This is a genomic window from Micrococcus sp. 093350064-1 (genome assembly GCF_053627955.1).
In genome coordinates this window covers 205,534-221,124 of the sequence record NZ_JBSEYU010000004.1, presented here as the reverse complement: position 1 = coordinate 221,124, position 15,591 = coordinate 205,534, and the positions used below count along the sequence as shown (strand labels likewise).

Sequence of the window (15,591 nt, the reverse complement as noted above, 5' to 3'; positions counted from 1 at the left end):
GTGACCACTCTGCGGCGTCGGACCACGCTGTGGCGTCATTGCCCCTCGGCCTCGGCGCCCTCGGACTCCTCGGCCAGGTCCTGCGGCTCGGCATCGGCGGATACGCCCGCGAGCGCCTCCGCCACGGCGGCCAGCACGGACCCGTCGCGCAGGGCCTGCTCGGCGGCGGCCAGCTGCGGGGCCATGTACTGGTCCGGGCCGGGGCCGGGCACGCCGGCCTCGCGGATCACGCGGACGGCGGCACCGGTCGCGGCGGAGGGCTGCAGCGGCGCGCGCAGCTCGATCGCGCGGGCGGCGGCCACGAGCTCGACGGCGAGCACACGGCGGAAGTTCTCCACGGCCGAGCGCAGCTTGCGGGCAGCATGCCAGCCCATGGAGACGTGGTCCTCCTGCATCGCGGAGGACGGGATGGAGTCCACGGACGCGGGCACGGCCAGGCGCTTCATGTCCGAGACGAGCCCGGCCTGCGTGTACTGGGCGATCATCATGCCGGAGTCCACGCCCGGGTCGTCCACGAGGAACGCGGGCAGCCCGTGCGAGCGGGCCGGGTCCAGCATGCGGTCGGTGCGGCGCTCGGACATGCTCGCGACGTCGGCCACCGGGATGGCCAGGAAGTCCAGCACGTACGCCACGGGCGCCCCGTGGAAGTTGCCGTTCGAGCTCACCCGGCCGTCGTCGAGCACCACCGGGTTGTCCACGGTGGCGGCGAGCTCGCGCTCGGCCACGGTGCGCACGTACGCGAGGGTGTCGCGCAGGCCGCCGGCCACCTGCGGGGCGCAGCGCAGCGAGTAGGCGTCCTGCACGCGGGAGTCGCCCTCCTTGTGGCTGGCCACGATCGGCGAGCCCGCCAGGATCTTCAGCATCCGGTCGGCGGAGGTCGCCTGGCCCGGGTGGGGGCGCAGCGGCAGGTGCAGCTCCGGCACGAACACGCGGTCGGTGCCGAGCAGCGCCTCCACGGACATCGCGGCGGTGAGGTCCACGGTGTCGGCGAGCTCCTCGAGGTCGGCCAGCGCCATGATGAGCATGCCGAGCATGCCCTCGGTGCCGTTGACGAGGGCCAGGCCCTCCTTCTCCCGCAGCTCGACCGGCTCGATCCCGGCCTCGGCGAGCGCCTCGCCGGCCGGACGCAGCGCGCCGTCCTCCCCGACGACGTCGCCCTCGCCCATCAGCGCCAGGGCCACGTGGGAGAGCGGGGCGAGGTCGCCGGAGCAGCCCAGCGAGCCGAACTCGCGCACGGCGGGGGTGATGCCCGCGTTGAGCATGGCCACGAAGGTCTCGACCACCACGGGGCGCACGCCCGTGCGGCCGGAGGCCAGCGTGGTGGCCCGCAGGAACATCAGCGCGCGGACGACCTCGCGCTCCACCACGGGGCCCATGCCGGCGGCGTGGGAGCGGATCAGGGACTTCTGCAGCTGCGCGCGGGACTCGAGCGGGATGTGCTTGTCCGCGAGCGCGCCGAAGCCGGTGGACACGCCGTAGGTGGGCGTCTCGGCCTCGGCCAGCGCCTCGACGTGGCGGCGCACCGCGCCGACGGTCTCGAGCACGTCGTCGGCGAGCACCACGCGGGCGTCGTGGCGGGCCACGGCGACGACGTCGTCCAGGGTGGCCCCGGACGTGCCGAGCGTGACGGTGACGGGAGGGGTGGTCATGGTGATGCGTTCTCCTTGCTGTCGGTCGATCAGACGGCCCGGCGGCCCGCGCGCCAGACCGCATGGGTCAGCGGCATGCCGGGGCGGTAGGCCAGGTGGATGGCGGCGGGGGCGTCGAGCACGTGCAGGTCGGCGCGCTTGCCGACCTCGAGGCTGCCGACGCGGTCCTGCGCCCGCAGGCCGATGGCCCCGCCGAGGGTGGCGGCGCGCACGGCCTCGGCGAGGGTCAGGTGCATCTGCAGCACGGCGGTGCCCACGTTGAAGTTCATGGACGTGGTGTAGCTGGTGCCCGGGTTGCAGTTCGAGGCCAGGGAGACCTCGATGCCGGCGTCGAGCAGGCGACGCGCGGGCGCCAGCGGGGCGCGGGTGGACAGATCGCACGCGGGCAGGCAGCCGGCCACGGTGCCGGGAGTGCCGGTGGCCGAGGCGCGGTCCCAGCCGGTCCAGGTGCCGGCGAGGGCCTCGACGTCCGCGTCGGAGAGGTGGTTGACGTGGTCCACGGAGGCGGCGCCGAACTCCACGGCCACGCCCACGCCCGGGCCCTGCTCGATCTGGTTGCCGTGCAGGCGCACGCCCAGTCCCGCCGTCACGCCCGCGGCGAGCACGCGGCGGGTCTGCTCGGCGTCGAAGGCGCCGGTGTCGCAGAACACGTCCACCCAGCCCGCGTGCTCCCGCACGGCCTCGAGCATCGGCCCGACGACGTCGTCGAGGTAGTCCTCCGCGTCCCGGCCCGGGGGCACGAGATGGGCGCCGAGGAAGGTCACCTCGTCCACGAGGCCCTCCTCGCGCAGCCCGGCCAGCAGGCGCGCGTGGCGCGCCTCCTCCTCCACGGTGAGCCCGTAGCCGGTCTTGGTCTCGAGGTAGGTGGTGCCGCCGGCCACCGCGTCGGCCACCCGGCCGCGGACCAGCTCGGCCAGGCGGTCGTCCGAGGCGGCACGGGTGGCGGAGGTGGTCACGCCGATGCCGCCGGCCGCGTAGGACTCGCCGGCCATGCGGGCCTCGAACTCGGCGGAGCGGTCCCCGTCGAACACGAGATGCGTGTGGGAGTCCACCCAGCCGGGCAGCACGGCGCGGCCCTCGACGGACACCCGGTCGTCCGCCTCCGGGGCGTCCGCGGCGGGGCCGATCCAGGCGATGCGCTCGTCCTCGACGACGACGGCCGCGTCCGTGAGCACCCGCCCTTCGGGGTCGACGGTGGTCAGCTCGGCGATGTCGGTGATGAGCGTGGAGCGCATGGGGGCCTCTCTGCGGGACGGACGGGGGTGGGCCGGTGGGGCGGGCCTCAGGTGAGCGCGGCCACCAGGTGGGCCAGCGGCGTGGCCAGCACGATGGTGAGCGCCACGCGCTCGACCCAGATCACCAGGAGGTGCCACATCTTCACGGGGATGTCCGTGGCCAGGATGGCAGGAACCACCGCGGAGAAGAAGATGATCGCGGAGACGCAGACGACGCCGATCACGAACCGGGCGACGAGGTCCTCGTGACCGGCCGCCATCGTGGCCGGGATGAACATCTCGGCGATCGAGGTGGCGGAGGCCGAGGCCAGCAGGCCGGGGTCGGAGTAGCCGAGCGCCCAGAACAGCGGGTAGAAGATCACGCCGATCCACTCGAACACGGGCGTGTACGTGGCCAGGACCAGGGCGATCAGGCCCACGGACATGATGGACGGCAGGATCTGGAGCACCATCACGAGTCCATCCCGGAAGTTGACCCAGATGTTCTTCGGCAGGGACGGGGCCTCGGCGAGGGTCTGCTCGGCGGCGCGACGGGCCACGCGGAAGCGGTCCCGGGTGACGGCCTGCTCGGGCGAGTGGGTGACGCCCGGGTAGCACTCGTCCGGGATGCGGCTCAGCGGCGGGATGCGCACCGTGATGGCGGTGACCGCGAACGTCACCGCGAGGGTGCCGAAGAAGTACCAGAGCCAGATGTCCATCAGGCCCAGCGTCTTGGCCACGATCACCATGAAGGTCGCGGACACCGTGGAGAAGCCGACGGCGATGATCGCCGCCTCGCGGGCCGTGTAGCGGCCGCCGGTGTACATGCGGTTCGTCAGCAGCAGGCCCAGGGCGTAGGAGCCCACGAAGGAGGCGACGGCGTCGACGGCGGCGCGGCCGGGCACGCGCCAGATCGGCCGCATGGCCGGGCGCAGGTAGACGCCCACGAACTCCATGAGGCCGTAGCCGATCACGAGGGCCAGGAAGACGCCGCCGATGGGGACGATCAGGCCCACGGGCACCACGAGCTTGTCCATCAGGAACGGGCCGATGCTCTCGTCCAGGATCCAGCTCGGGCCCACGCCGAACACGACCATCGCCGAGGCGACCAGGCCGAGCACGGCGAGGAAGGCGAAGACCGTCCGGGTGGTGCTGGTGCGCCAGCGGCCCGAGGCGAACGGGTACACGGCGCCGGCGGCGATGATGGCCATGCCCACCCAGCGGTCGGCCGGGCCGAGCAGCCCGCGCACCCAGGTCACCAGGTGGTCCAGCGGGATGGAGCTCGCCCCGTTGATCGTGACGGGCACGAAGAACATGACGATGCCGATCGCCGAGTAGACGATCATGCGCCAGCGCGCCGGCGGGCGGGGCGCGTCGGCCTCGATCGCGGCCATCGCGGTGGTGTCGGTGTGCAGCTCGTGGTCTGCGGGGCGGGACGAGTCCATCGTGGTGTCCTTTCGATCGCGAGCCGGACGGGCGTCCGCCCGTCCGGCTCGCGGCGGTGAAGTCGTCGGACGGCGACGGCGCGGCGGCACCGTCGTCGTCCGACGACGTGACCGGGGTCAGTCCCGGATCGTGGCCTCCATGGGCACACGGACGCCGCGCTCCTTCGCCACCTCGGCGGCGCGGGAGTAGCCGGCGTCGACGTGGCGGATGACGCCCATGCCCGGGTCGTTGGTGAGCAGCGCCTCGAGCTTGGCCGCGGCCAGCTCGGTGCCGTCGGCCACGCCCACCTGGCCGGCGTGGATGGACCGGCCGATGCCGACGCCGCCGCCGTGGTGGATCGACACCCAGGTGGCACCCGAGGAGGTGGCGGTCAGCGCGTTCAGCAGCGGCCAGTCGGCGATCGCGTCGGAGCCGTCCAGCATGGACTCGGTCTCGCGGTACGGGGAGGCCACGGAGCCCGAGTCGAGGTGGTCGCGGCCGATCACGATCGGCGCCTTGACCTTGCCCTCGGCCACGAGCTGGTTGAAGAGCAGGCCGGCCTTGTGGCGCTCGCCGTAGCCCAGCCAGCAGATGCGGGCCGGCAGGCCCTCGAACTCCACGAACTCGGCGGCGCCGTCGAGCCAGCGGTGCAGGTGCTCGTTCTCGGGGAACAGCTCCTTCAGCGCCGCGTCGGTCACGCGGATGTCCTCCGGGTCGCCGGAGAGCGCGGCCCAGCGGAACGGGCCGAGGCCCTCGCAGAACAGCGGGCGGATGTAGGCCGGGACGAAGCCCGGGAACTCGAACGCGCGGGAGTAGCCGGCCTTGCGGGCCTCGTCGCGGATGGAGTTGCCGTAGTCGAACACCTCGGCGCCGATGTCCTGGAAGCCGACCATGGCCTCGACCTGGCGGGCCATGGACTCCTGGGCCTTCTTCGTGAAGGTGTCCGGGTCGGCCTCGGCCTCGGCGTGCCAGTCCTTCTCGTCGATCTCGATCGGCAGGTAGGACAGCGGGTCGTGCGCGGAGGTCTGGTCGGTGACGATGTCGATCTCGACGGTGCCGGCCTTCTGGCGCTCGAGCAGCTCGGGGAACACCTCGGCGGCGTTGCCCACGAGGCCCACGGAGACGGCCTCGCCGTCGCGCTTGGCCTGCATGACGCGCTCGACGGCCCTGTCGATGTCCGTCTCCACCTCGTCCAGGTAGCGCTTGCCCATGCGGCGGCGCAGGCGGTCCTCCGAGACGTCCACGATCAGGCAGACGCCGCCGTTGAGGGTGACGGCCAGCGGCTGGGCGCCGCCCATGCCGCCGCAGCCGCCGGTGAGGGTGAGGGTGCCCTTGAGGGAGCCGTCGTAGCGCTTGCGGCCGATCGCGGCGAAGGTCTCGTAGGTGCCCTGCAGGATGCCCTGGGTGGCGATGTAGATCCACGAGCCGGCGGTCATCTGGCCGTACATCATCAGGCCCTCGGCCTCGAGCTCGCGGAAGGTCTTCCAGTCGGCCCAGTCGCCCACCAGGTTGGAGTTGGCGATCAGCACGCGGGGGGCCCACACGTTGGTCTTGACGACGCCGACCGGCTTGCCGGACTGCACCAGGAGGGTCTCGTCCTCCTCGAGGTCCTTGAGGGTGGCGACGATGGCGTCGTAGGCCTCCCAGGAGCGGGCCGCGCGGCCGGTGCCGCCGTAGACGACGAGGTCCTCGGGACGCTCGGCGACCTCGGGGTCCAGGTTGTTCATGAGCATCCGCAGCGGGGCCTCGGTCTGCCAGGACTTGGCGGAGAGCTCGGTGCCGCGCGGGGCGCGGATGGTGCGGGACGGGTCGTGCTGGGTGAAGCCCTCGGCCATGGCAGTTCCTCTCGACGGGGTGCGTGCGCCGCCGGGACGGGTAGCCCCGGTGATTTCACGGCTCGGCATGCACTTTCCGAACATTGAAACAGTGACTCGGCTCACGCGCAAGCCCGATCCGCGTGTCCCGCACCCGTTACGCTCCCTCTCATGACCACCACCCCCACCGCCTCGACGCGCACCGTGGACCGGGCCCTGGACCTGCTCGCCGCCGTCACCGAGCAGCCCCGGCTGAGCCTGACCGAGGCCGCCCGCGCCACGGAGCTGCCGGCGTCCACGGCGCTGCGCCTGCTGCGCAGCCTCGAGGGATCCGGCTTCGTGGCCCGCGACGACGACGGCGCCTACCGCCCCGGCGTGCGCCTCATCCAGCTCGGGGCGCGGGCCTTCTCCCGAGACTCGCTCGTGCAGCTGGCCCGCGGGCCGATGGACCACGTCGTGGCCGCCACGGGCGAATCCGTCTACCTCTCGGTGACGACCCCTCCGGACTCCGCCGTCTACCTGGCGATCGTGGAGGGCACGCACTCCGTCCGCCACACGAACTGGGTCGGACGCACCGTCCCCCTGGCGGGCACGGCCGTGGGCGACGCCCTGCGCGGCAGCGTGGCCGCGGGGGACTACACGCTGCGCACCCGTTCCGTGGAGAAGGACGTCACCTCGCTGTCCGCCCCCATCAGCGTGGCGGGCACGGTGGTCGGTGCGCTCAGCACGCTCGTGCCGGCCTACCGCTGCACGGACGAGCTGGCGGACCGGTGCGGGGCGGCCCTCGTCGCCGCCACCGGCGAGCTCGCGCACCTGCTCGGGGCGGCCGACACTCCCAGGGAACGCCCAGCCGACTCCCCTGGAAAGCCCAAGGCGAGTTCGTAGGCTGAAGCCACCTCATCGAAGGTGCGAGTGATGACGGAGAAGGCCCCGGGCCCGGCGAGAGCCGGAACCGGGGCCTTTCTCTGCGGCCGGCGCCCGAGGCGCCGGTTGCGGGGATCAGCGGCGGGAGGAGACGACGCCCGCCCAGAGGCCGCCGAGCAGGCCCGCCACCGGCAGCATCCAGAACAGGTGCAGGCCCGCCCCGTAGAGGACGGTGTTGGAGAACACCGCGAACAGGCCCACGGCACCGAGGAAGCCGCCGACCACGCCACCGACCACGTAGCGCACGACGGAGCGGGCAGCCCCGCCCATCAGCAGCACGACCAGGTAGCCGGCCGCGCCCGCCAGGGCGCCGCCCACCAGGCCGAACATGAACGACTGCACCAGCACGACCCAGCCGTGGCCGGTCTCGCCCAGCGCCACGGAGCCGTTCGGATCACCCAGGTCGCCGGTGAGCACGCGCACGACGTTGCCGATGATCACGACGAGCACCGAGACGAGGATGACGCGGTTGGTGAAGCCCCAGCCCTCCACCGGGCCCAGCGGCTCGAGCACCTCCTCCTCCACCACGGCGTGGCGCACGGGGCGGGCCGGGGCGGTGTGGGCGTTCGCGGCGTGGGGCTGGACGGCGTGGCTGCCGTCGGCGTTGATGGTCATCTCTGATCTCCCGTCCCGCCCCGGGCGGGGCGCGTTCCGAGCGCCGGGGCGCCCGTCTGGTTGCACGTCTGACGTGATTTTAGGCTTTTCCCAGCCCGAGGGGGTAATGGTGACCCGTCCGCCGGGCGGGGGGCGGCTCAGAGGACGTCGGTGCGGCGGTTGGCGAGCGAGGGGAGGAACTCCCGGACCTCGTCGATCCGCTCGCGGGTGACCTCCGCGGTCACCACGGCCTCCCGCTCGTCGGCGAGCTCGGCGACGGGCAGCGCCAGCGGGTCCACGATCATCGAGTGGCCCACGGTGCCGTCCGAGCACGTGTCGGCCGCGGCCACCCACACCGTGTTCTCCACCGCGCGGGCCTTGAGCAGGGTGCGCCAGTGGTCCACCTTGTGCTCGCCGGAGAACCACGCCGCGGGGATCACGAGCACGTCCGCGCCCTCCACCGCCAGACGCCGGGACAGCTCGGGGAAGCGCAGGTCGTAGCAGGTGAGCAGGCCCAGGCGGAGCCCGCCGAGCTCGATCGCCGCGACGCCGCCGTCGCCGGGGGTGATCCGGTCCGACTCGCGGTGCGCGAACGCGTCGTAGAGGTGGAGCTTGCGGTACGCGCCCAGCCGGGCGCCGTCCGCGCCCACCGCCAGCAGCGTGTTGTAGGGACGCCGGTCCGGTCCCGGCTCGTAGCCGCCCGCGACGACGGCGATCCCGTGCTCACGCGCCAGCGCCGCCAGGCCCGCGGCGAACGGCTCCCAGGCCGCGGCGACGGCGTCGGGGAACTCCTCCCCCACCTCGCGGGCCCCGAGCATGGCCTCCTCGGGCAGCACCAGGAGGTCCGCCCCCTCGCCCGCGGCGCGGGCGGCGAGGCGGGCCATCACGGCCAGGTTCGCCTCGACGTCGCCCACGGGTCCGAACTGTCCGACGCTGATCCTCATGCCCCCAGGGTAGCCAGGCCCCTGCCGGTGGCCGTCATCCCTGGTCAGCGCCGCGGCCAGCCGCCACGCTGGGGACCGGGCACGACGTCGGCCCGCATCGGCCGCCGTCGTCGTCCGCCCCCGATCCGCGCGGCACCGCGCGGCACGTCGACACCACAGGAGCAGACGCGATGACCACCCAGCAGCCCGACATCCCCGGCACGCCGGGGCCGATCACCCCCGACCTCGAGGAGCACACCGCCCTCACCCACCCGGACCAGCCCGTGGCCGTCCCGGCCCCGGACCAGCGCGGTCCGGCACAGGTCTCCCCCACCGGCCAGGACACCGGCGCCGACCCCGCGACCGCCGCGCAGGGCTGCCCGTACCTGACCACCGCGCACGGTGTGCGCCTGCAGGACTCGGACCACTCGCTCAAGGCCGGCCGCCGCGGCCCCACCCTGCTGCAGGACCACCACCTGCGGGAGAAGCTCAGCCACTTCGACCACGAGCGCATCCCCGAGCGCGTGGTCCACGCCCGCGGCGCCGGCGCCCACGGCGTGTTCCGCGGCTACGGCACCGCCGCGAAGATCAGCCGGGCCGGACTCTTCGCCAAGGACAAGGAGACGGAGGTGTTCGTCCGCTTCTCCACCGTGGCCGGCTCCCGCGGCTCCATGGACCTGGCCCGCGACACCCGCGGCTTCGCCACCAAGTTCTACACGGACGAGGGCACGTGGGACCTGGTGGGCAACAACATCCCCGTGTTCTTCGTGCAGGACGCCATCAAGTTCCCGGACGTGGTGCACTCGGTGAAGCCGCACCCGGACCGCGAGATCCCGCAGGCGCAGTCCGCGCACGACACGTTCTGGGACTTCGTGTCCCTGCACACCGAGGCCCAGCACCACACCCTGTGGAACATGTCCGACCGCGGCATCCCGCGCTCCTACCGCATGATGGAGGGCTTCGGCGTCCACACCTACCGCCTGATCGCGGCGGACGGCTCCACCGTGCTGGTCAAGTTCCACTGGAAGCCGATGCTCGGCGTGCACTCCGTGACCTGGGAGGAGGCGCTGCTCACCAACGGCATGGACCCGGACTTCCACCGGCGTGACCTCGCCGACGCGATCGAGGCCGGCGCCTTCCCCGAGTGGGAGCTCGGCGTGCAGGTGTTCGAGGACAACGAGGAGCAGATGTTCGAGGGCATCGACCTGCTCGACCCCACGAAGCTGGTCCCGGAGGAGCTCGCCCCCGTGCAGCCCCTCGGCCGCATGACGCTGAACGCCAACCCGTCCAACTACTTCGCGGAGACGGAGCAGGTGGCCTTCAACCCGGCCAACCTCGTGCCCGGCATCGACGTCACCAACGACCCGCTCCTGCAGGGCCGCCTCTTCTCCTACCTGGACACGCAGCTCACCCGCCTCGGCGGGCCGAACTGGAACCAGCTGCCGATCAACCGCCCGCACGCCCCGGTCAACGACATGCTGCGTGACGGCTTCCACCAGAGCGCCGTGCATCGCGGCGTGGCGCCGTACCGGCCCAACTCGCTCGACGGCGGCCTGCCGTACGAGACCCCCGCGGACGACCACGCGTTCATCGAGCACCCGGAGCCGCTGCCGGCGTCGGTGAAGGAGCGCGCGCACGCCGCCTCCTTCGACGACCACTTCTCGCAGGCGCGCCTGTTCTTCCTCTCCCTCTCCGAGGTGGAGCGCGAGCACGTGGCGCAGGCGTACACGTTCGAGCTGGGCAAGTGCTACGAGCAGACCATCCGCGAGCGCCAGCTGGCCCACCTCGCCGCGATCGACACGCGACTGGCCCAGCAGGTCGCGGACGGCCTGGGCATCCCCGTCCCCGCGCCGACCGAGACCCCGGCCGACGTGCAGCCCTCCCCCGTGCTGTCCCAGATCGGCGGGGCGTGGCCGCTCGACGGCCGTCAGGTCGGCGTCGTGGTGGGCGAGTCCGTGGACGAGAAGGAGCTGGACGCCCTCGTGCAGGGCATCCACGGTGCGGGCATGGTCCCGCTGGTCATCGCACCGAAGGGCGGCCCCGTGGCCGGGGAGATCGTGGCCCAGCGGACCTACCTGACCGCCGCGTCCATCGAGCTGGATGCCGTGGTCGTGGCCTCGCCGGCGGCCCCCGCCGCAGACGCCGCCCCCAGCCTGGACCAGAAGGCCGGCGCCGCCGACTCCGAGGCGGTGGACCCGCGCGTCGTCAAGGTGCTGCAGGAGATGTGGCGCCACTCGAAGGCGATCCTCGCCCTCGAGCCGGCGGAGGCCGTCCTCGCTGCCGCCCAGGTGTCCGGCAAGGGCGTCGAGTCCGCGGCGGACGGCGCCTCCGCCGTCAGCCGGCTGACGGATCTGCTGCCCGCGCACCGCGTGTGGGAGCGCTTCCCGACCACGGGCCGCCTGGCCGACTGACCCGGCGAACCCCCGGGCGCTTTCGAACGTGAGATAGGCCCTATCTCACGTTCGAAAGCGCCCATTCGCCCTCTTTCACGTTCGAAAGTGCAGGCGGGGGAGGGGCGGTGGGCCGGGTCAGTCCTGGATGAGGTCCCGGACCTGGACCACCTGGTCGCGGCCCGGGCCCACACCGATCGCGGAGATCCGGCACCCGGAGAGCTTCTCGAGGGCCTCTACGTAGCGCTGGGCGTTCAGCGGCAGGTCCGTGAACGCGCGGGCGCCCGAGATGTCCTCGGTCCACCCGTCGAAGAGCTCGTAGACCGGCTTCGCGTGATGGAACTCGGTCTGAGTCATGGGCATGCGGTCGTGGCGCACGCCGTCCACCTCGTAGGCCACGCACACCGGGATCTTCTCGATGCCGGTGAGCACGTCCAGCTTGGTGAGGAAGTAGTCCGTGAAGCCGTTGATCCGCGCGGCGTAGTGCGCCATGACGGCGTCGTACCAGCCGGTGCGCCGCGGGCGGCCGGTGTTCACGCCGAACTCGCCGCCGGTGGTGCGCAGCTGCTCGCCCATCTCGTCGAAGAGCTCCGTGGGGAACGGGCCGGCGCCGACGCGCGTGGTGTAGGCCTTCACGATGCCGATGGTCCGGGAGAAGCGGGTGGGGCCGATGCCCGCGCCCACGGCCGCGCCGCCGGCGGTCGGGTTGGACGAGGTCACGAACGGGTAGGTGCCGTGGTCCACGTCCAGGTAGGTGGCCTGGCCGCCCTCCATGAGCACCACCTTGCCCTCGTCCAGGGCGTCGTTGAGCAGGTTCACGGAGTCCACGACCATGGGGCGCAGGCGGTCCGCGTAGCCCAGGAAGTACTCGGCGATCTCGTCCACGGTCACGGCGCGGCGGTTGTAGAGCTTCACCAGCAGCTCGTTCTTCTGCCGCAGGGCGCCCTCGATCTTCTGGCGCAGGATCGACTCGTCGAAGATGTCCTGCACGCGGATGCCCAGGCGGGCCACCTTGTCCATGTAGGTGGGGCCGATGCCGCGGCCGGTGGTGCCGATCGCGCGCTTGCCCAGGAACCGCTCGGTCACCTTGTCCATGGTCTGGTGGTACGGCGCCACGAGGTGGGCGTTGGCGGAGATCTTCAGGTGCTCGCACGAGTGGCCGCGGGACTCGAGCCCGTCGATCTCCTCGAACAGCGCCTCCAGGTTCACCACCACGCCGTTGCCGATCACCGGCACCGCGTTGGGCGAGAGGATGCCGGCGGGCAGCAGCTTGAGCTCGAACTTCTCCCCGTTGACGACGACGGTGTGCCCGGCGTTGTTGCCGCCGTTCGGCTTGACGACGTAGTCCACTCGCCCGCCCAGCAGGTCGGTGGCCTTGCCCTTGCCCTCGTCGCCCCACTGGGCTCCGACGATCGCGATCGCTGGCATCTGCATCTCTCCTCAGGGCCGCGGGTCGTCCCGGACCGGCCCGTACATGGAAAACGCCCCCTTGCGGTGCGCACGGAGGCCGTACCCCCGAATCCTACCAGCGTGACGGATGCCACCCCCTGGCTACGCTGGCGCCATGAGCACCGCAGCGCCCGGCACCCAGCACTCGGACTTCGCCTCCCCGACCCCCACCCGCAAGGGCCCGAGCGTGGGCACGTGGCGCCCCTGGGCCGTGCTGCCGTGGGCGCTGGCCCTCCTCGCGCTGCCCTTGATCGCGCTCGCCCTGCGCTCCAACTTCGGCGCGAACGGCTGGATGACGGTCATCTACATGGTCTTCGGCGCCCTGCCCCACGAACTCGCCCTCGTGCTCATGGTGGGGAGCCTGTTCCTCCTGCCCCGCGTGAACCCGCAGGATGAGCAGCGGGGCGGCATCCGGCTGGGGCGCCTGCTGCACACGCTGTTGGGCATCTCCTGGGGGTCCTTCGCGCTGGCCGCGATCATCTTCCCCGACGGCGGCGACCACCCGGACTCCGGCGCCACGACCCCGGTGCTCATGGACCTGCTCGGCAAGAGCACCGCGATGGACGTCGGCCTCGTGGGCGGCCTCGCCCTCGTGGCCGTCAGCGCCCTCACCGGTCTCGCGGTGATCGTGGTGTGCGTGGTGCGGCGGATCCGCGCCGTTCGCTGAGCACGCTCCCGACGACGGCGGTCAGCGCGGGTTCAGGCGTTGGCGGGCTCGGCCGTGCCCGCGCCCCGGCGGCGCAGCTCGGGCTTCACGGTGCCCTCGGCGCCCGTGTCGGGGCAGGCGTCCTCCGCAGCTCCGGCCGCACCGGAGCCGCACGGGCCGGCGTCGTCCGTGCCGCCGCAGCAGCCGCCGGCCGGGGCGCCGTCGTCGGCCGCGGCCTGCTGCGCACGCTCCTCGGCGCCGAGCACGGTGAAGCCGGCATCGGCGATCATCTGCAGATCCGCCTCGGCGTCCTGGCCCTCGGAGGTGAGGTAGTCGCCGAGGAAGATCGAGTTGGCCACCTGCAGGCCGACCGGCTGCAGGGAACGCAGGTGCATCTCGCGGCCGCCGGCGATGCGCAGCTCCTTGCCCGGGCACGCCATGCGGACCATGGCCAGGATCCGGAGGCACTCGAGCGGCGTGAGCTGCTGGTGGCCCTGCAGCGGGGTGCCGTCGAAGGGCATGAGGAAGTTGACGGGGATGGAGTCGGAGTCCAGGTCGCGGAGCGCGAGGACGGCCTCGACGAGCTGCTCGTGCGTCTCCCCCATGCCCGCGATCAGGCCGCTGCAGGAGGACAGGCCGGCGGCGCCGGCACGCTGCACGGTGTCCACGCGCTGCTCGTAGGTGTGGGAGGTGCAGATGGACTCGTAGTGGGACTCGGCCGTGTTGAGGTTGTGGTTGTAGGCGTCGACGCCGGCGTCCTTGAGCTTCTCGGCCTGGCCGTCCTTGAGGAAGCCGAGGCACGCGCACACCTCGACGTCCGGGTGCTGGGCCTTGAGGTCGCCGACCATGCCGGCCACGCGGTCGACGTCGCGGTCCGTGGGACCGGTGCCGGAGGCCACCATGCACACGCGCGAGGCGCCGCCGGCGATGCCCAGGCCCGCCTGGCGGACGGCCTCCTCCGGCTTGAGCCACGTGTAGCGCAGGATCTCGGCCTCGGTGCCGAGCCGCTGGGAGCAGTAGGTGCAGTTCTCCGGGCAGAGGCCGGTCTTGAGGCTGACCAGGTAGTTGACCTTGACCGTGCGGCCGAAGTGCTTCTCGCGCAGGCGCGAGGCTGCCGCGACGATGCGGAACGTGTCCGCGTCCGGGGCGTCCAGCACAGCGACGGCCTCCTCAGCGGTAAGCACGTGGCCCGCCTCGATGCGGTCCACGAGGGCCTCGGGGTCGAGGGCGGCGGCGGGGCGGGGGTCGACGGCGGGGGAGTCCTGGGTGGCGGTCATGCGGGCCTCTCCGGTGGGCGGGGCTCGGCCCCGGGTGGGTCTGACTCGAGGGACTCTAACAGTGTTCATTGAACAGTGTTCAGGAGCGGGGGGCCATGACCCCGACGTCAGCGCCCGTGCCGGTCCAGAGGGACCGGCTCGGGCCGAGGCTGCTCCTCGAGCGTCGTCGTCGCCGCGAGGATGCCGTGGGCGGCGGCAGCGAGCACCGCGCCGAGCAGACCGGCCACGACCGCCCGGACGCCGGCGTCGTCGATCGCGTTCAGCACCAGCCCCGGAATGACCGCGGCCCCCATCAGCAGCATCACCCACGCGGTGGAGCCGGCTCCGGCGTCAAACACGTTGCGGCGAGCCTGCTCCGCCTCGACCCGGTGATGCACCCCTCGCAGGGTGAGCATCGCCCCGAGGGCCGTGACGGCCACCAGCGTCAGACCCCACCCCAGTCCCAGATCCTGCCGCAGCCCCGCGAACACACCAGCCGAACCCACCAGGGCAGATGCCACACCGATGCGCCACCGCCACTCACGCTCATTCCCCACCCGGCTCACAGCCCCATGCTGGCACACGGCCCTCGGAGGCGGAGCGGCAGATCATGCGGTCGTGGCCGGCGGGATCACTCCTGCGTAAGGGGCGGATGGAACTCCGAGGCGAGCATCGCGTAGGTGGCGCCATCCACCCAGCCGCGCGTGAGATGCAGAGACTCCTCCTTGAACGTGCCCTCGTGACGCATCCCCACCTTCTCCATGATGCGCAGGCTCGGAGCGTTGTCCGCGAAGGCATGAGCCTCCACGCGCCGCACACCCAGATCGTCGAACGCGAAGCCCAGCAGGGCTCGCGCAAGCTCGGTGCCATAGCCCTGCCCGGCCTGGCGCGGATCGATCGTCCAGCCGAGCTCGGCCTGGGCGTCCCGGGCTTCCTCCCGCGGGCCGCCCTGACTCCACGCGTCCTGCACCGCGACCTTCCCGACACCGACGATGACGTCTCCGGCCCGCACGGTGAGACGGTCCCCCGCCCCGAGGTAGGACTCGCGCAGCGCGTTCTCACTCTCCGGGCGGCCGGAGGTCCACGACCACACCTGCTCACGACGGCAGAAGCTCCACACGGCGGGTGCATCGAGACCCCGGAACGGGGTGAGGGTCAGCCGGCGGGCTCGCAGCGGGAAGCAGACGCCTCGACTCGCGGCGAGCTCCAGGAGAGGGGTGGCCATGACAGACAGGGTACGAACAAAAGTTCTCGAGTCAGCCCCCGGACAGACCAGTGCCCGCACCCTGCGTCGATGTCAGATCCAC

13 protein-coding genes are annotated in these 15,591 nt (G+C 72.5%); 3 read left to right on the top strand and 10 right to left on the bottom strand.

The genetic code is table 11. The annotated features are described in order from the left end of the window. Window positions 1-35: 35 nt before the first annotated feature. The 4 genes from hutH to hutU all read right to left on the bottom strand — a co-directional run bounded on the left by hutH (window position 36) and on the right by hutU (window position 6,123). Window positions 36-1,649 carry a histidine ammonia-lyase gene (hutH, locus tag ACUW6W_RS06440; RefSeq protein ID WP_230277946.1) on the bottom strand — a complete coding sequence of 538 codons (1,614 nt, stop codon included), beginning with the start codon at window positions 1,647-1,649 and terminating at the stop codon, window positions 36-38. A gap of 29 nt (window positions 1,650-1,678) precedes the next feature. After that, window positions 1,679-2,884, bottom strand: a complete 1,206-nt coding sequence (gene hutI / locus ACUW6W_RS06435; protein ID WP_221844542.1) for an imidazolonepropionase — start codon at window positions 2,882-2,884, stop codon at window positions 1,679-1,681. 47 nt (window positions 2,885-2,931) lie between these two features. Next, window positions 2,932-4,308, bottom strand: a complete 1,377-nt coding sequence (locus ACUW6W_RS06430; protein ID WP_098093788.1) for a YjiH family protein — start codon at window positions 4,306-4,308, stop codon at window positions 2,932-2,934. Window positions 4,309-4,425: 117 nt separating this feature from the next. Further along, entirely contained in the window at window positions 4,426-6,123 is a 1,698-nt protein-coding gene (gene hutU, locus ACUW6W_RS06425) for a urocanate hydratase (protein ID WP_454179978.1), read from the bottom strand. Between the two features lie 150 nt (window positions 6,124-6,273). Here hutU and ACUW6W_RS06420 point away from each other — a divergent pair, with 150 nt between their 5' ends. Beyond that, window positions 6,274-6,987 carry an IclR family transcriptional regulator gene (locus ACUW6W_RS06420; RefSeq protein WP_041104426.1) on the top strand — a complete coding sequence of 238 codons (714 nt, stop codon included), beginning with the start codon at window positions 6,274-6,276 and terminating at the stop codon, window positions 6,985-6,987. Between the two features lie 114 nt (window positions 6,988-7,101). On the opposite strand, the gene ACUW6W_RS06415 is transcribed toward ACUW6W_RS06420, so the two are convergent. Both ACUW6W_RS06415 and ACUW6W_RS06410 read right to left on the bottom strand, forming a co-directional pair. After that, window positions 7,102-7,641 (bottom strand): hypothetical protein, encoded by a 540-nt coding sequence (locus ACUW6W_RS06415; RefSeq protein WP_036315779.1) that lies wholly within the window; start codon window positions 7,639-7,641, stop codon window positions 7,102-7,104. Between the two features lie 137 nt (window positions 7,642-7,778). Further along, window positions 7,779-8,564: a carbon-nitrogen hydrolase family protein gene (locus ACUW6W_RS06410; protein ID WP_098093794.1), complete on the bottom strand. Its 786-nt coding sequence runs from the start codon at window positions 8,562-8,564 to the stop codon at window positions 7,779-7,781. Between the two features lie 170 nt (window positions 8,565-8,734). On the opposite strand from ACUW6W_RS06410, the gene ACUW6W_RS06405 reads away from it, so the two are divergent. Next, on the top strand, window positions 8,735-10,954 hold the full coding sequence (locus ACUW6W_RS06405) for a catalase (RefSeq protein ID WP_122054888.1): 2,220 nt from the start codon (window positions 8,735-8,737) through the stop codon (window positions 10,952-10,954). A gap of 117 nt (window positions 10,955-11,071) precedes the next feature. Here the strand turns inward: ACUW6W_RS06405 and ACUW6W_RS06400 are convergent, their stop codons facing one another. Further along, window positions 11,072-12,361: an adenylosuccinate synthase gene (locus ACUW6W_RS06400; RefSeq protein ID WP_098094805.1), complete on the bottom strand. Its 1,290-nt coding sequence runs from the start codon at window positions 12,359-12,361 to the stop codon at window positions 11,072-11,074. A gap of 136 nt (window positions 12,362-12,497) precedes the next feature. On the opposite strand from ACUW6W_RS06400, the gene ACUW6W_RS06395 reads away from it, so the two are divergent. After that, complete coding sequence (locus ACUW6W_RS06395) at window positions 12,498-13,049, top strand: hypothetical protein (RefSeq protein ID WP_122054886.1); 552 nt, start codon at window positions 12,498-12,500, stop codon at window positions 13,047-13,049. A 32-nt stretch (window positions 13,050-13,081) separates the two neighbouring features. Here ACUW6W_RS06395 and bioB read toward each other — a convergent pair whose 3' ends face one another. The 3 genes from bioB to ACUW6W_RS06380 all read right to left on the bottom strand — a co-directional run bounded on the left by bioB (window position 13,082) and on the right by ACUW6W_RS06380 (window position 15,509). Beyond that, window positions 13,082-14,305 carry a biotin synthase BioB gene (gene bioB / locus ACUW6W_RS06390; protein WP_230277947.1) on the bottom strand — a complete coding sequence of 408 codons (1,224 nt, stop codon included), beginning with the start codon at window positions 14,303-14,305 and terminating at the stop codon, window positions 13,082-13,084. Between the two features lie 107 nt (window positions 14,306-14,412). Beyond that, window positions 14,413-14,805, bottom strand: coding sequence for a hypothetical protein (locus ACUW6W_RS06385; protein ID WP_060973405.1), 393 nt, complete (start codon window positions 14,803-14,805; stop codon window positions 14,413-14,415). Window positions 14,806-14,915: 110 nt separating this feature from the next. Continuing rightward, complete coding sequence (locus ACUW6W_RS06380) at window positions 14,916-15,509, bottom strand: GNAT family N-acetyltransferase (protein ID WP_205810640.1); 594 nt, start codon at window positions 15,507-15,509, stop codon at window positions 14,916-14,918. Window positions 15,510-15,591: the final 82 nt, after the last annotated feature.

What these genes read in the sequence shown, in the direction of transcription:
- hutH (WP_230277946.1), bottom strand. Translation starts at nt 1,649, where the DNA reads ATGACCACCCCTCCCGTCACCGTCACGCTCGGCACGTCCGGGGCCACC.
- hutI (WP_221844542.1), bottom strand. Translation starts at nt 2,884, where the DNA reads ATGCGCTCCACGCTCATCACCGACATCGCCGAGCTGACCACCGTCGAC.
- ACUW6W_RS06430 (WP_098093788.1), bottom strand. Translation starts at nt 4,308, where the DNA reads ATGGACTCGTCCCGCCCCGCAGACCACGAGCTGCACACCGACACCACC.
- hutU (WP_454179978.1), bottom strand. Translation starts at nt 6,123, where the DNA reads ATGGCCGAGGGCTTCACCCAGCACGACCCGTCCCGCACCATCCGCGCC.
- ACUW6W_RS06420 (WP_041104426.1), top strand. Translation starts at nt 6,274, where the DNA reads ATGACCACCACCCCCACCGCCTCGACGCGCACCGTGGACCGGGCCCTG.
- ACUW6W_RS06415 (WP_036315779.1), bottom strand. Translation starts at nt 7,641, where the DNA reads ATGACCATCAACGCCGACGGCAGCCACGCCGTCCAGCCCCACGCCGCG.
- ACUW6W_RS06410 (WP_098093794.1), bottom strand. Translation starts at nt 8,564, where the DNA reads ATGAGGATCAGCGTCGGACAGTTCGGACCCGTGGGCGACGTCGAGGCG.
- ACUW6W_RS06405 (WP_122054888.1), top strand. Translation starts at nt 8,735, where the DNA reads ATGACCACCCAGCAGCCCGACATCCCCGGCACGCCGGGGCCGATCACC.
- ACUW6W_RS06400 (WP_098094805.1), bottom strand. Translation starts at nt 12,361, where the DNA reads ATGCCAGCGATCGCGATCGTCGGAGCCCAGTGGGGCGACGAGGGCAAG.
- ACUW6W_RS06395 (WP_122054886.1), top strand. Translation starts at nt 12,498, where the DNA reads ATGAGCACCGCAGCGCCCGGCACCCAGCACTCGGACTTCGCCTCCCCG.
- bioB (WP_230277947.1), bottom strand. Translation starts at nt 14,305, where the DNA reads ATGACCGCCACCCAGGACTCCCCCGCCGTCGACCCCCGCCCCGCCGCC.
- ACUW6W_RS06380 (WP_205810640.1), bottom strand. Translation starts at nt 15,509, where the DNA reads ATGGCCACCCCTCTCCTGGAGCTCGCCGCGAGTCGAGGCGTCTGCTTC.